This window comes from Porphyrobacter sp. GA68, from assembly GCF_022605525.1.
Lineage (GTDB): Bacteria > Pseudomonadota > Alphaproteobacteria > Sphingomonadales > Sphingomonadaceae > Qipengyuania_B.
Map to the genome: position 1 here is coordinate 640,157 of NZ_JAKQYJ010000001.1, position 13,276 is coordinate 653,432.

The window sequence follows — 13,276 nt, forward strand, 5'->3', positions numbered from 1 at the left end:
GAGGCGATTCTAGCACCGGGCAGCACGATTGGCATTCTGGGCGGCGGGCAGCTTGGCCGGATGCTGGCCCTGGCTGCGGCGCAACTCGGTCACCGGGTCGTCACCTATTCGCCCGAAGCGCGCAGCGTGGCCGCGGAGGTTAGCGTTCGCTGGTTCGACAATGCGTGGGACGACGGCCCCGCGCTGCGCCGCTTTGCCGACGCCTGCGATGTGGTCACCTGGGAATGGGAAAATGTGCCGACCGCTCCGCTGGCGCCCATTGCGGACAAGCTTGCCGCCCCGGTTCGCGCGCTTGAAGTGGCGCAGGACCGGCTCGCGGAGAAACAGTTCGTCCAGGCGCTCGGCGGCCGTACCGCACCCTACGCGGCCGTGCTGGGCGACGGCGATCTGGCCCGTGCCACCGCGGGGATCGGCACACCCGGTATCCTCAAGACCTGCCGCGACGGTTATGATGGCAAGGGACAGTGGCGGATCAATCCGGGCGATCGGCTGGGCGAGCTGGGGCTTCCTGCGGTTCCGCTCGTTTACGAAGGGTTCGTCGACTTCACGGCCGAGTTTTCCGTGATTCTGGTGCGCGGGCGGGATGGCGAGGTACGGTTCTGGGACTCCTCACACAACAGGCACGTGGGCGGCATGCTGGTGTCGTCCACCCTGCCGCTGGACGCCGACATCGCGCAGCAGGTGCCCGCGGCGCGGGAACTGGCACGGCAGATTGCCGACGCGCTTGACTATGTCGGCGTTCTGACCTGCGAGTTCTTCGCCACCGGGGACGGTCCCTTGTTCAACGAAATGGCTCCGCGCGTCCATAATTCGGGCCACTGGACCGCAGAGGGCGCGGCAACCAGCCAGTTCGAGAACCATGTTCGCGCGATCTGCGGACTACCCCTGGGCAGCACCGCCACGGTGGCCGAACGGGTGGAGATGCGCAACATCGTCGGGCCGGACGCGCTGGATCCGTGGCACTGGCTGGAACAGCCTGATACGCACCTGCACCTTTACGGCAAGCGCGAAGCACGGGAGGGACGCAAGATGGGCCACGTCACACGTATCTGGCGGAATGCCGCGCCATGACCCAAGAAATCGTCTGCATCTACGCCCAGGCGGCGAATGGCGTGATCGGGCGGGACGGCCGACTGCCGTGGCACCTGCCCGCCGATTTGCGCCACTTCAAGCGGCTGACCAGCGGCACACCCATGATCATGGGCCGGCGGACCTTCGAAAGCCTGCCCGGCCTGCTGCCCGGCCGCCGCCACATCGTCCTGACCCGGCAGGAGCGGTGGAGCAGCGAAGGGGCGCAGCCTGCCCGCACACCAGAGGAAGCTCTGGCGCTGGCAGGGGACGGCACGGTGTCGGTGATCGGCGGGGCAGCGGTCTTTGCCGCGTTCCTGCCGCTCGCCAGCCGGGTGGAACTGACCCAAATTCACGCCAGCTTTGACGGCGATGTGGCGATGGACCCGCTGGGACCGGAGTGGGTCGTCCTGCGCCGCGAGGATCATCCGGCGGAAGGCGAGTTACCCGCCTTCTCCTTTGTTTCGCTGATCCGGGAGCGGCGCCGACACCCGCGCGAAGCCGTCTAGATGCGCTGGCTGGACCATCGCGACGCTATGCCCGCCCCGCTGCGGGGGGCGATCATCGCGCTGGGCAATTTCGACGGCTTTCACCGCGGGCATCAGGCGGTGGCCGGAGAGGCGATCCGCTGGGCACGGGCGGAAGGACGTCCGGCGATCGTCGCCACCTTCGATCCGCATCCGGTGCGCTTCTTCAAACCGGACGTGCCACCCTTCCGTCTCACCACCCTTGAGCAGCGGCACGAGCTCTATCTGGCCGCAGGCGCGGCGGCGATGCTTGTGTTCCACTTCGACACAGACCTGGCCGGCACCAGCGCGGACGATTTCGCCAGCGGCATCCTGCTGGACCACCTGGGCGCACATGGCGTGGTGACGGGAGAGGATTTCACCTATGGCCGGGGCGCAGCCGGAGATGTGGCGCATCTGCGCTCCTACGCCGACCGCCTTCAGGTCCGCACCACGGGCGCGGTAATGGATGATGGCGCGCCCGTCTCCTCCTCTCGCATCCGGGCCGCCCTGCGCGCCGGCGACCCGCAGGAGGCCGCGCGCCTCCTCACCCGCCCCTTCGCCATCCGCGGCATCGTGGAGCACGGCGACAAGCGCGGTCGCACCATCGGCTACCCCACGGCCAATCTCGCCTTGGAGAGCTATCTGCGCCCGGCCTATGGCATCTATGCGGTCACGGGGCGGATCCTCGCGACCGGCCAGTTGCTGCGCGGCGCGGCCAATCTCGGAGTTCGCCCGCAGTTCGAGCCGCCCAAGGAACTGCTCGAACCGCACTTCTTCGACTTCACCGGCGACCTGTACGGGCAGGAGATCGAGGTGGCATTCCACCATTTCCTGCGCGCAGAAGCCCGCTTCGATACGCTGGAACAGTTGACGCAGCAGATGGAGCGCGATTGCGCCAAGGCGCGAAGGCTCCTATCCGGCGTCGCGCAATGACCGATCCCGCCGCCCCCGCCACCCGCGATTACCGCGACACAGTCTTCCTGCCGCGCACCGATTTCCCGATGAAGGCCGGGTTGCCGCAGAAGGAACCGCTGATCCTCGCCCGCTGGCAGGAAGAACGGCTGTATGAGGCGCTGCGCGAGGCGCGCCGGGGGCGCGAGAAGTTCATCCTCCACGACGGTCCGCCCTATGCCAATGGCGACATGCACATCGGCCACGCGCTGAACCATGTGCTGAAGGATATGGTGGTGCGCACGCAATCCCTGCTGGGCAAGGATGCGCCCTATGTGCCCGGCTGGGATTGCCACGGCCTGCCGATCGAATGGAAGGTGGAGGAGCAGTACCGCAAGCAGAAGCGCGACAAGGATGCGGTCCCGCCCGCAGAGTTCCGCGCCGAATGCCGCGCCTACGCCGCGCATTGGGTCGATGTTCAGCGCGAACAGCTCAAACGGCTTGGCCTGCTGGGCGATTGGAACAACCCGTACCTGACGATGGATGCGGAGGCGGAGGCAACCATCGTCGCCGAACTGCTGAAGTTTGCCGAAAGCGGGCAGCTGTACCGCGGGGCCAAGCCGGTGATGTGGTCGCCGGTCGAACGCACCGCGCTGGCCGAGGCCGAGGTCGAGTACGAGGACATCGTTTCCACCCAGGTGGACGTGGCGTTCGAGATCGTGGAGTCGCCGATCCCGGAACTGGTCGGTGCCCATGCGGTGATCTGGACCACGACGCCTTGGACCATTCCGGTTAATCAGGCTTTGGCTTACGGGCCGCAAGTCACCTATCATCATTACCGCGCGCCCAGCGGCGCCCGCTATCTGATTGCCGCCGACCTGCTCGAAGCGTTTTTCCAGCGCACGGATCTCGGTCCAGTCTCCAGCCATGGATTGAGCGGAGTTCCGGTAGCCGTGACCGATTATGCACTAGGCAATTTTCTTGGCTCCGACCTCGCCGGCACCTTTGTCCGTCACCCGATGCACCATCTCGGCGGGTTCTTCGTCACGCCGCGCCCGCTGCTCCCCGGCGACTTCGTCACCACCGACAGCGGCACGGGTCTCGTTCACATGGCGCCCGACCATGGCGAGGACGATTTCGAGCTGTGCAAGGCGCACGGCATCAATCCCGCCTTCGCAGTCGAGGCGGACGGACGCTACCGCGACGATTGGGCGTGGCTCGGCGGACAGGGCAGCGTCATCAACGCGAAGTTCAACGCGCCGGACGGGCCGATCTGTGCGGACCTGCGCGACGCCGGCGCACTGCTGGCGGCATCCGAATACCGCCACTCATACCCGCACAGCTGGCGTTCCAAGGCCAAGGTCATCTACCGCTGCACACCGCAATGGTTCGTGCCGATGGACAAGGTGCTGACCCACGTCTCCCCCAAGACGCGGCAGGAGAAGCGCTGGGAAGGTGAAGGCGGCGCCCTTGATCCGGCTGACGAGGGCCGGTGCGCCAGCCCCACCCTGCGCGAGCTTGCCCTTGCCGCCATTGCGGACACCCGTTTCGTGCCGGAAAAGGGCCGCAACCGGATCCGTTCGATGGTGGAAGGGCGGCCCGACTGGGTGCTGTCGCGCCAGCGTGCATGGGGGGTGCCGATCACCCTGTTCGTCGACCGGCGCACGGGTGAGTATCTGGTGGACCCTGAGGTCAACGCCCGCATCGTCGCCGCCATCCGCGAGCATGGCGTCGATGGCTGGGACGAGAGCCGCAAGGCCGCGCTGCTCGGCGCAGCCCACTCGCCCGACGACTTCGAGATGGTGACGGACATCCTCGACGTCTGGTTCGATTCGGGCTGTACTCACGCCTTCGTGCTGGAATCGGGCCGTTGGCCGAACTTGCGCTGGCCCGCCGACCTTTATCTCGAAGGCAGCGACCAGCATCGCGGCTGGTTCCAGTCTTCGCTGCTGCAATCCTGCGGCACGCGCGGGCGGGCACCCTACGACCAGGTGCTGACCCACGGGTTCACCATGGCCGCCGACGGGCGCAAGATGAGCAAGAGCCTCGGCAACACGGTCGACCCGCTGAAGGTGATGGAAACTTACGGCGCGGACATCATCCGGCTGTGGGCGCTGTCGGTCGACTTCACCGAGGACCACCGCATCGGCGACGAGATCCTGAAAGGCGTGGGCGACCAGTACCGCAAGCTCAGGAACACCTTCCGCTATCTCCTGGGCGCGCTGGACGGCTTTACCGAGGCCGAGCGGGTCGCGGTCGGCGCGATGCCGGAACTGGAACGGTATGTGCTCACCTTGCTGGGACGGGTGGATGCGGTGCTGCGCCGCGCGGTGGATGAATACCAGTTCGACCTGTACATCCGCACCCTGGTCGAGTTCTGCAACGAGGATCTGTCGGCCTTCTATTTCGACATTCGCAAGGACAGCCTCTACTGCGACGCGGCGGACGATCCAAAGCGGCGGGCGTACCGAACGGTGCTGGATACACTGTTCCATGCGCTTGTCCGATACTGCGCCCCGATGCTGGTGTTCACGGCAGAGGAAGCGTGGAAAACGCGCTTTCCCGAAGCGGGCAGCGTTCACCTGCTGGAGTGGCCAGTTATGCCGCTGGCAGCGAGTGACGAAGGCCGCTGGCAGCAACTGCGCGTTCTGCGCGACCAGGTTATGGAAGCCATCGAACCGCTGCGCCGTGACAAGACGATCCGGTCCGGTCTGGAAGCCGATGTGGTAGTCCCGGCTTCCCTCGTGCCGCCCGGCTTTGACGCCGCCGACATGGCCGAGCTGTTCATCACTGCGTCAGTCGCCTGCGACGATAACGACCAGGTGCGCGTGACACGAACCAGCCACGAAAAATGCGGCCGTTGTTGGCGTCTTCTGCCCGAAGTGGCGGAGGACGGCGCGCTGTGCGACCGCTGCGATACGGTGGTGAGCTGGCTGGATCGGGCGGCATGAGCGCGATCTTCACCCGTAACCGGATCATCGGTCTGTCCATCGCGCTCGGCATCTTTCTCGTCGACCAGCTCGTGAAATGGTACGTGTCCGGCCCCCTTGCGCTGCAACAGCGCGGCGTTGTCCAAGTGCTGCCGTTCTTCGACCTGCGCTGGGTGGAGAATTACGGCGTGTCGCTCGGCATGCTGCAGGCGACCAGCGAGACGATGCGCTGGGGCCTGGTCATCGTTACCTTCCTGATCGCCGTCGCCGTCACAGTGTGGCTGATGCGGGAGCGGGTGATGGGGGAAATCCTGGGACTGTCGCTGATCCTGGGCGGTGCGCTTGGCAACATCCGCGATCGCTACCTCTATGGCTATGTCATCGACTATGCCGACCTGCACTTTGGCGAATGGCGGCCGTTTCTCATCTTCAACATCGCCGACGCCGCCATTTCCATCGGCGTCGTCATCATCCTGCTGCGCGCGTTCTTCGTAAAGGACAGCAGCGACACCTCTCCCATCCGCGCCCAGGATGCGCCGGGCAATTGACAGGAACAACTCCATGACACGATCAGCCATCCTCTTCCTCATCGCCAGCAGCAGCGTTCTTGCCGCCTGCGGCAGCAGCGGGGGTATCCTTGGCCGCGACCGGCCCGATGAATTCGCGGTGCAGCGCCAGGCGCCACTGGTGGTGCCGCCCGACTTCAACCTCGTGCCGCCAACCCCCGGTGCTCCGCGCCCTGCCTCCGACGCGCCAGCAACGCAGGCGCTGGACGCGCTGTTCGGCGGCCCCGCCCGGCGCAGCACGGTGGAGACGAACGTCATCAACCGCGCGGGCGCCGCTGATCCGGGCATCCGCTCGGGTGTGGGTGATACGGCCACCAACACGGTGAACAAGGGAACCGTCACGCGTGACGTGATCGCCGCACCCGAAGGGGCCGGCGGTGCGGCGCAGGCGGTCATCCCGAACTGATCCCGCTGCTGCGCACTGGGTGACGAGCGCGGTTTCGAAAGAGGCGGCGGTCCGCCGAACGCCGCAGATACGCAGCGCGCCGCGCCGGGGTTGCGTTACGCGACCGGCTCGCGGCTCTCGTCCGGAGTGTCGGCCTCGGCGGGTCGCACGATCAGCTTGTCGATACGACGGCCGTCTAGGTCAACCACTTCGAATGACCATCCCTGCCAGGTGAAGCGCTCGCCTTCTTCTGGCAGGTTCCGCAGAACCGCAAGCACGAACCCCGCCACGGTCGCGAAATCGCGGTCCTGGCCGTAATCCAGCCCCAGCCGGTCGGCCAGAGCGTCCGCCGGCATGCTGCCCGCGACCAGCAGCGACCCGTCGTGCCGCTCCACAACCTCGGGTTCCTGCCGCTCGTCCTGATCGCTGGCGAAATTACCCGCCATGGCGGTGAGCAAATCCGCCGGAGTGATGAGTCCTTCCAGATGGCCGTATTCGTCGTGCACCATTGCCATTGCCACCTCGCCCTGCTGCAGAACGCGCAGGGCGTCCACCGCGTCCAGACGGTCAGGCACGATCTCGTGGCGCTTCAGGTGCCTTGACAGATCCAGCCGCCCCCCATTCAGCATGTGGGCCAGCACTTCGCGGACCTTGACCACCCCCACGATCGTTTCCGGCGTCCCATCCGCCACCGGCAGCAGCGAATGGGGGCTTTTTTCCACCACGGATCGCAGATCCTGGGCGGTGGCATTGAGGTCAACCCAATCGATCTCCGTTCGCGGGGTCATCATCTCGCGCACGGATCGCTGCGCCAGCCGCACGACCCCGGCCAGCATCTGATGCTGCTCCCGCTCGATCACCCCCGAATGGGTGGCCTCGGCGAAGATCATCTGCAGTTCCTCGGCGGTCATCGTCTTCTGGTCGCTCGATTGGATGCCCAGCACCCGGATCAGCAGGGCGGACGACATGTCCAGCAACCAGACGAGCGGCGCGGCGACCTTCGCCAGCATCGCCATGGGCAAGGCCATGAAGGTAGCAATCGGAACCGCGGATTTCAGCGCCAGCTGCTTGGGCACCAGCTCTCCGACAACAAGACTGAAATAGGTTGTGAGGCCGATCACGAGGGCAAAGCCGATCTCTCCCGCTACGCGCGCGGCAATGCCCATGTCCGCCAGCCGGTCGCCCACGGGCCCCCCCAGACTCGCGCCGGAGTAAGCTCCCGCGATGATGCCGATAAGGGTGATCCCGATCTGCACGGTGGACAGGAACTTGCCCGGGTTGGCCGCCAGGGAGATGGCCGTTCGCGCGCCCCGACTCCCGCCGTTCGCCGCCGCCTGCAACCGCGAGGTGCGGGCAGATACGATCGCCAGCTCTGACATGGCGAACACCCCGTTCAGCAGGATGAGGCCGGCAATGATCAGGACGTCTGTCCAGGGAAACGGGTTCACCTTGCGACGCCTAGCACAATTGAGGTGCGAAAACAGAGCTGCCGTGCATCCGGCGGAACAGGCTGCCCGCCTGATCGTTGAGCGGCAGACACAATGCGAGGTGGGCGCATGGTTGATCAAGGAGGCAAATTCGACATGAACATCAAGCAAACAGCCACGGCTTTCGTCGCTGGCGCATCTCTGCTGACGCTGTCAGCCTGCGTTACTGACCCTAACACCGGCGAACAGAGGGTCTCGCGAACAGTGCTGGGCGGCGCGGGCGGCGCGGCCGCGGGTGCGCTGCTGGGTCAGGTTATCGGCGGCAAAACGGGCCGGCTGATCGGCGCGGTCGGCGGCGGCGCGGTCGGCACGGTTGTCGGTTATCGCATCGACCAGCAGATCAAGGAATTGCGCGAACAGACTGCCGGGTCCGGCATAGACGTGACCGAAACCGATGGCGGTAGCGCCATTCTGGTCAATCTGCCCGACGGCGTGACCTTCGCAACCGGCAGCGCGAGCATCAACCCCGCCTTTCAGCGGACGCTCGACGACGTGGCGGCGAACCTGGTGCGTTATCCCAACAGCCTGATCGATGTGTACGGCCATACCGACACGGTTGGCTCGCGCTCCTTCAACCAGCGCCTGTCGGAACAGCGGGCCGACGCAGTATCTCGCTACCTCATCAGCCGCGGCGTCAACCAGGCGCGCATCCGGTCGCAGGGATTTGGCGAGGATCAGTTGCGGGTGCAGACGGGCGACAATGTCAACGAACCGCTTAACCGCCGGGTCGAGATCAAGATCGTTCCCCTCAGCAACGAGGAAATTCAACAAGCCCGTCAATAGGATTCTGCCGCGTGGTGAAGGTCAGGCGGCCGCTCTGGCCGCTTCGATCTTCACCCGCTCGGCTATGTGCTTCACTGCCGGATCGAATATCGCGGGCGAACTGACTACCACTCCAAAGGCCCGCGGATCGCGCTGATTGAACAGAAGCGGCCGGCCGAACGAATCGCCGATTTCCGCACCTGCCTCGCGGGCGACGAGTGTGGCGGCGGCAATATCCCACTCGTGCCCCCAGCGCATCGTCGCGACAAGGTCCGCCTCGTTCGCCGCGACCATTCCGATCCGCAGAGCGATGGAATTGGGCTGGGCCACGGAAGCGAAAATGCGGTCAGCGGTGGCGAGGCTGGTGCTCGGCACCCTGGCACCGGCCAGCGTGCCCCGACTGGACGCTGTCAGCCTGGCTCCATTACGCCAGGCGCCTCGGCCGGCGACCGCCAGCCACTCCTCGTCCCGGGCGGGCGCATGGAGCAGCCCGATCAGCGGGCGGCCGGCGCGAACGAGGGCAACCGACACTGCCCACCCGCTGCGGCCACGGATAAAGTCGCGGGTTCCATCAATTGGATCGACCACCCACACGCAGTCGCCGTTCAACCGCGCGGGATCGTCCACGGTCTCCTCCGACAGCCAGGCGGCCGCAGGCATCAGACCACTCAATTCCCGCTTGAGGAAGCGGTCGACCGCAATGTCGGCGGCGCAGACCGGATGGCCGGGCGTCTTGTTCCAGACTTCCAGGTCATGTCCCGCGCCCGGCCATTGGGCAAACGCAATCCGGCCCGCCTCGCGGACGATTTCAGCAAGGGCGACCTCGTCAATCATGCAACGTTGCAGTTGCGCCGGCAGGAGGCACTTTTCAAGCGCGGCCATCCATGCTTATGCGGCCACAAACCGCCTCTTCAGCGTTTGCAAGGACAACCCCTTCATGAACATTCACGAATACCAAGCCAAGGAATTGCTCGCCAAGCACGGCATCGCGGTTCCCGCCGGCCATGCCGCGCTGAGCGTGGAAGAAGCCGTTGCAGCGGCGAACAAGCTGCCTGGACCGCTGTATGTCGTGAAGGCGCAGATTCATGCCGGCGGGCGTGGCAAGGGCAAATTCAAGGAGCTTGGCACCGAGGCGAAGGGGGGCGTGCGCCTCGCCAAGAGCATCGCCGATGTTGAGCGTGACGCCGGCGAGATGCTCGGCAACACGCTGGTGACGGTGCAGACCGGCGATGAAGGCAAGCAGGTCAACCGTCTGTACATCACGGACGGCGTGGACATTGCGGAGGAATACTACCTGTCCCTGCTGGTCGACCGGGCCAGCGGGCGGGTCGCGATGGTCGTCTCGACCGAAGGCGGCATGGACATCGAGGAGGTGGCGCACTCCACGCCGGAGAAGATCACCACCATCACCATCGATCCGGCGCAGGGTTTCATGCCGCATCACGGTCGCGCCGTCGCCTTCGCGCTGAGGCTCCAGGGCGACCTCAACAAGCAGTGCCAGAAGCTGGCCAAGCAGCTGTACGAAGCCTTTGTCGCACTCGACATGGAAATGCTCGAGATCAACCCGCTGGTGGAGACGGAGGATGGCAAGCTCCTGGTGCTCGACACCAAGATGAGCTTCGACGGGAACGCGCTGTATCGGCATCCCGATGTCGAGGCGTTGCGCGACGAGACGGAGGAGGATCCGGCCGAGGTCGAGGCATCCGAATATGATCTCGCCTACATCAAGCTCGACGGCAACATCGGCTGCATGGTGAACGGCGCTGGTCTGGCCATGGCAACAATGGACATCATCAAGCTGAACGGGGCATTCCCGGCCAACTTCCTCGACGTGGGCGGCGGCGCGTCCCGTGAAAAGGTGACGGCGGCGTTCAAGATCATCCTGAAGGACCCGGCGGTCGAAGGGATCCTCGTGAACATCTTCGGCGGTATCATGAAATGCGACGTGATCGCCGACGGCATTGTCGCCGCCGCCAAGGATGTAAACCTGTCCGTCCCGCTGGTCGTGCGGCTGGAAGGCACCAACGTCCAGCAGGGCAAGGACATCCTGGAGAACAGCGGCCTGCCGATTGTCTCAGCCAACGATCTGGGGGATGCGGCCCGGACGATCGTGGCCGAGGTGAAGAAGGCGGCTTGATGGCGACAACCAGCGGCAAGCTATGGATTGTCGGCGCCGGCGGTTTCGCGGCGGAGGTGCTCCACAGCCTGCGCGGCCAGGTGCCTGACGAGCAGGACGGCGCAGCAGACCTGGCATTTGCGGCTGACGATGCGTCTCATCGGACTTTTATGGGATTGCCGGTGCATGGCCTGGAGCAAATCCAGCCAGGTGATCGCTTCGTGATCGCCATCGGCTCAGGGTCAGCACGGGAAAGGCTGCACCATCTGCTCGCACGACGCGGGGCCATCCCATTCGCGGTGGAGTCGCCCACTGCGGTAGTCGGGCGAAATATGACCATAGGTCAAGGAAGTGTTCTGTCAGACTTCACAACTCTGACGGGAAATTCGACCATTGGCACGCAATTTCAATGCAATATCTATAGTTACGTCGCTCATGATTGCCACATCGGTGACTTCGTCACCTTTGCCCCCAGAGTATGCTGCAACGGCAACGTACATATTTTCGATCACGCATATATCGGCACGGGCGCCATTCTGCGTCAGGGGACGCAGCAAAAACCATTGCGCATTGGACAAGGCGCAGTCGTCGGAATGGGCGCGGTGGTCACGAAGGATGTGGCGGATGGTGAAACGGTGGTTGGAAATCCCGCTCGGGTCATGCAACGCTCCGCGCCGGAAACTGCGGCGGAACATTGACGTTTACGTAAAGGTTATCTATTCGCGCTTGCGATAAGCGCTCAGTGCAAGGAATCAGCGATGAAAATCCTCGTTCCCGTCAAACGGGTCATCGATTACAACGTGAAGCCGCGGGTGAAGGCTGACGGTTCTGGTGTTGATCTGGCCAATGTCAAGATGAGCATGAACCCGTTCGACGAGATCGCCGTCGAAGAGGCCATCCGGTTGAAGGAAAAGGGGCAGGCTGGCGAGATCGTCGCCGTCTCGATCGGACCTGCCAAGGCGCAGGAGACGCTGCGCACCGCGCTGGCCATGGGTGCCGATCGCGCGATCCTGGTGGAAACGGACGATGAGGTTGAGCCGCTGGCGGTTGCCAAGATCCTCAAGGCCGTGGTCGAGGAGGAGCAGCCCGGGCTGGTCCTGATGGGCAAGCAGGCAATCGATGACGACAGCAACCAGACGGGGCAGATGCTGGCCGCGCTGATGAACCGGCCGCAGGGCACGTTTGCCAACACGGTCGAGATCGAGGGCGACAGCATCACCGTCAAGCGCGAAATCGACGGCGGGCTGGAAACGGTGAAGCTGGCTCTGCCGGCCGTTGTCACCACTGACCTGCGCCTTAACGAGCCGCGTTATGCGTCGCTGCCGAACATCATGAAGGCGAAGAAGAAGCCGCTGGATGTCAAGACGCCGAGCGACTTCGGCGTCGAGACCGCCCCGCGTCTCCGCGTCGTGAGCGTGGCGGAACCGGCCGTCCGGCAGGCCGGCGTGAAGGTGGCGGACGTGGACGAGCTTGTCGGCAAGCTGAAGGCTCTGGGCATAGCGTAACCAGCTTCACCTGCGCGCCCCGCCGAGATGACCGGGACGCGCGGTGAAGCGGATGGAAGGATCAGGCAATGAAATCTCTCGTTTTGGTCGAACACGACAACACCCAGATGAAGGATGCGACCCTCGCGACGGTCGGTGCGGCGACCAGGCTGGGCGGCGAAGTTCATCTGCTGGTCGCCGGGTCGAATTGCCGCGCGGTGGCCGAACAGGCGGCGAAGGTTCAGGGGATCGGCAAGGTCCACATCGCCGACGATGCCGCCTACGAACACCAGCTGCCCGAGAACGTCGCTCCGCTCATCGCTTCGCTGATGGAGCGGCACGACGCCTTTCTCGCGCCCGCGACCACCGCCGGCAAGAACATCGCACCGCGCGTTGCCGCCCTGCTCGACGTGATGCAGGTGTCGGAAATCCTGTCTGTCGAAGGGGAGCGGACCTTCACCCGCCCTATCTATGCCGGAAATGCCATTGCGACGGTCGAGGCGACCGATCCGAAGCTCGTCATCACCGTGCGCGGCACCGCCTTCGACAAGGCCGATGCCGATGGCGGATCGGCCGAGATCGAGGAGGTCGGCGGCACGGGCGATGCGGGTCTGTCGCAGTTCGTCGGACAGGAACTCGCCAAGAGCGAACGGCCCGAACTCACCAGTGCCAAGATCATCGTGTCGGGCGGCCGCGCGCTGAAGGACGCGGACACTTTCCAGGAGGTCATCATCCCGCTGGCCGACAAGCTGGGCGCGGGCGTCGGAGCGTCGCGCGCAGCGGTGGATGCGGGTTTCGTGCCCAATGACTATCAGGTCGGCCAGACCGGCAAGATTGTCGCGCCCGAGGTGTACATCGCTGTCGGAATCTCCGGCGCCATCCAGCACCTGGCGGGGATGAAGGATTCCAAGGTCATCATCGCCATCAACAAGGACGAGGACGCCCCGATATTTCAGGTGGCCGATGTCGGGCTGGTGGGCGATCTGTACAAGATTGTGCCGGAACTTACCGCCAAGCTTTAATCGGCAGCTTTATCAGAGTACAACCCTCGCCTGTCGTGAACAGGCGGGGGTTTTTT

At 64.9% G+C, this 13,276-nt stretch carries 13 protein-coding genes; 11 read left to right on the forward strand and 2 right to left on the reverse strand.

What is annotated here, in order from left to right; genetic code table 11:
* Window positions 1–6: 6 nt before the first annotated feature.
* The 6 genes from LHJ54_RS03135 to LHJ54_RS03160 are packed head-to-tail and all read left to right on the forward strand — an operon-like array spanning window position 7 to window position 6,370.
* Window positions 7–1,071: a 5-(carboxyamino)imidazole ribonucleotide synthase gene (locus LHJ54_RS03135; RefSeq protein ID WP_228244277.1), complete on the forward strand. Its 1,065-nt coding sequence runs from the start codon at window positions 7–9 to the stop codon at window positions 1,069–1,071.
* Entirely contained in the window at window positions 1,068–1,577 is a 510-nt protein-coding gene (locus tag LHJ54_RS03140; RefSeq protein WP_228242484.1) for a dihydrofolate reductase, read from the forward strand. Before LHJ54_RS03135 ends, LHJ54_RS03140 begins: the two co-directional genes overlap by 4 nt.
* Entirely contained in the window at window positions 1,578–2,510 is a 933-nt protein-coding gene (locus LHJ54_RS03145; protein ID WP_228242485.1) for a bifunctional riboflavin kinase/FAD synthetase, read from the forward strand. It abuts the gene before it with no gap.
* Complete coding sequence (gene ileS / locus LHJ54_RS03150) at window positions 2,507–5,419, forward strand: isoleucine--tRNA ligase (RefSeq protein ID WP_228242486.1); 2,913 nt, start codon at window positions 2,507–2,509, stop codon at window positions 5,417–5,419. Before LHJ54_RS03145 ends, ileS begins: the two co-directional genes overlap by 4 nt.
* Window positions 5,416–5,946 (forward strand): signal peptidase II, encoded by a 531-nt coding sequence (lspA, locus tag LHJ54_RS03155; RefSeq protein ID WP_228242487.1) that lies wholly within the window; start codon window positions 5,416–5,418, stop codon window positions 5,944–5,946. Before ileS ends, lspA begins: the two co-directional genes overlap by 4 nt.
* 13 nt (window positions 5,947–5,959) lie before the next feature.
* Complete coding sequence (locus LHJ54_RS03160) at window positions 5,960–6,370, forward strand: DUF3035 domain-containing protein (RefSeq protein ID WP_228242488.1); 411 nt, start codon at window positions 5,960–5,962, stop codon at window positions 6,368–6,370.
* Window positions 6,371–6,465: 95 nt separating this feature from the next.
* On the opposite strand, the gene LHJ54_RS03165 is transcribed toward LHJ54_RS03160, so the two are convergent.
* Entirely contained in the window at window positions 6,466–7,797 is a 1,332-nt protein-coding gene (locus LHJ54_RS03165; RefSeq protein WP_228242489.1) for a hemolysin family protein, read from the reverse strand.
* Between the two features lie 135 nt (window positions 7,798–7,932).
* Between LHJ54_RS03165 and LHJ54_RS03170 the strand changes: the two genes are divergently transcribed.
* Window positions 7,933–8,619 (forward strand): OmpA family protein, encoded by a 687-nt coding sequence (locus LHJ54_RS03170; protein WP_228242490.1) that lies wholly within the window; start codon window positions 7,933–7,935, stop codon window positions 8,617–8,619.
* A gap of 21 nt (window positions 8,620–8,640) precedes the next feature.
* On the opposite strand, the gene LHJ54_RS03175 is transcribed toward LHJ54_RS03170, so the two are convergent.
* On the reverse strand, window positions 8,641–9,432 hold the full coding sequence (locus LHJ54_RS03175) for a 3'(2'),5'-bisphosphate nucleotidase CysQ (protein ID WP_228242491.1): 792 nt from the start codon (window positions 9,430–9,432) through the stop codon (window positions 8,641–8,643).
* Window positions 9,433–9,535: 103 nt separating this feature from the next.
* Here LHJ54_RS03175 and sucC point away from each other — a divergent pair, with 103 nt between their 5' ends.
* From sucC to LHJ54_RS03195, 4 genes are all read left to right on the forward strand, one after another.
* The gene (gene sucC / locus LHJ54_RS03180) at window positions 9,536–10,735 is read left to right on the forward strand and encodes an ADP-forming succinate--CoA ligase subunit beta (RefSeq protein WP_228242492.1); all 1,200 of its coding nucleotides are present in this window, start codon (window positions 9,536–9,538) and stop codon (window positions 10,733–10,735) included.
* The gene (locus tag LHJ54_RS03185; RefSeq protein WP_228244278.1) at window positions 10,735–11,412 is read left to right on the forward strand and encodes a NeuD/PglB/VioB family sugar acetyltransferase; all 678 of its coding nucleotides are present in this window, start codon (window positions 10,735–10,737) and stop codon (window positions 11,410–11,412) included. Before sucC ends, LHJ54_RS03185 begins: the two co-directional genes overlap by 1 nt.
* Window positions 11,413–11,472: 60 nt before the next feature.
* Window positions 11,473–12,219, forward strand: a complete 747-nt coding sequence (locus LHJ54_RS03190) for an electron transfer flavoprotein subunit beta/FixA family protein (protein ID WP_228242493.1) — start codon at window positions 11,473–11,475, stop codon at window positions 12,217–12,219.
* Between the two features lie 68 nt (window positions 12,220–12,287).
* Window positions 12,288–13,220, forward strand: a complete 933-nt coding sequence (locus LHJ54_RS03195; protein ID WP_228242494.1) for an electron transfer flavoprotein subunit alpha/FixB family protein — start codon at window positions 12,288–12,290, stop codon at window positions 13,218–13,220.
* Window positions 13,221–13,276 lie beyond the last annotated feature (56 nt).

Coding starts and splice junctions, on each gene's coding strand:
- LHJ54_RS03170 (WP_228242490.1), top strand. CDS start 7,933: ATGAACATCAAGCAAACAGCCACGGCTTTCGTCGCTGGCGCATCTCTG.
- LHJ54_RS03145 (WP_228242485.1), top strand. CDS start 1,578: ATGCGCTGGCTGGACCATCGCGACGCTATGCCCGCCCCGCTGCGGGGG.
- LHJ54_RS03140 (WP_228242484.1), top strand. CDS start 1,068: ATGACCCAAGAAATCGTCTGCATCTACGCCCAGGCGGCGAATGGCGTG.
- LHJ54_RS03185 (WP_228244278.1), top strand. CDS start 10,735: ATGGCGACAACCAGCGGCAAGCTATGGATTGTCGGCGCCGGCGGTTTC.
- ileS (WP_228242486.1), top strand. CDS start 2,507: ATGACCGATCCCGCCGCCCCCGCCACCCGCGATTACCGCGACACAGTC.
- LHJ54_RS03195 (WP_228242494.1), top strand. CDS start 12,288: ATGAAATCTCTCGTTTTGGTCGAACACGACAACACCCAGATGAAGGAT.
- lspA (WP_228242487.1), top strand. CDS start 5,416: ATGAGCGCGATCTTCACCCGTAACCGGATCATCGGTCTGTCCATCGCG.
- sucC (WP_228242492.1), top strand. CDS start 9,536: ATGAACATTCACGAATACCAAGCCAAGGAATTGCTCGCCAAGCACGGC.
- LHJ54_RS03190 (WP_228242493.1), top strand. CDS start 11,473: ATGAAAATCCTCGTTCCCGTCAAACGGGTCATCGATTACAACGTGAAG.
- LHJ54_RS03175 (WP_228242491.1), bottom strand. CDS start 9,432: ATGATTGACGAGGTCGCCCTTGCTGAAATCGTCCGCGAGGCGGGCCGG.
- LHJ54_RS03160 (WP_228242488.1), top strand. CDS start 5,960: ATGACACGATCAGCCATCCTCTTCCTCATCGCCAGCAGCAGCGTTCTT.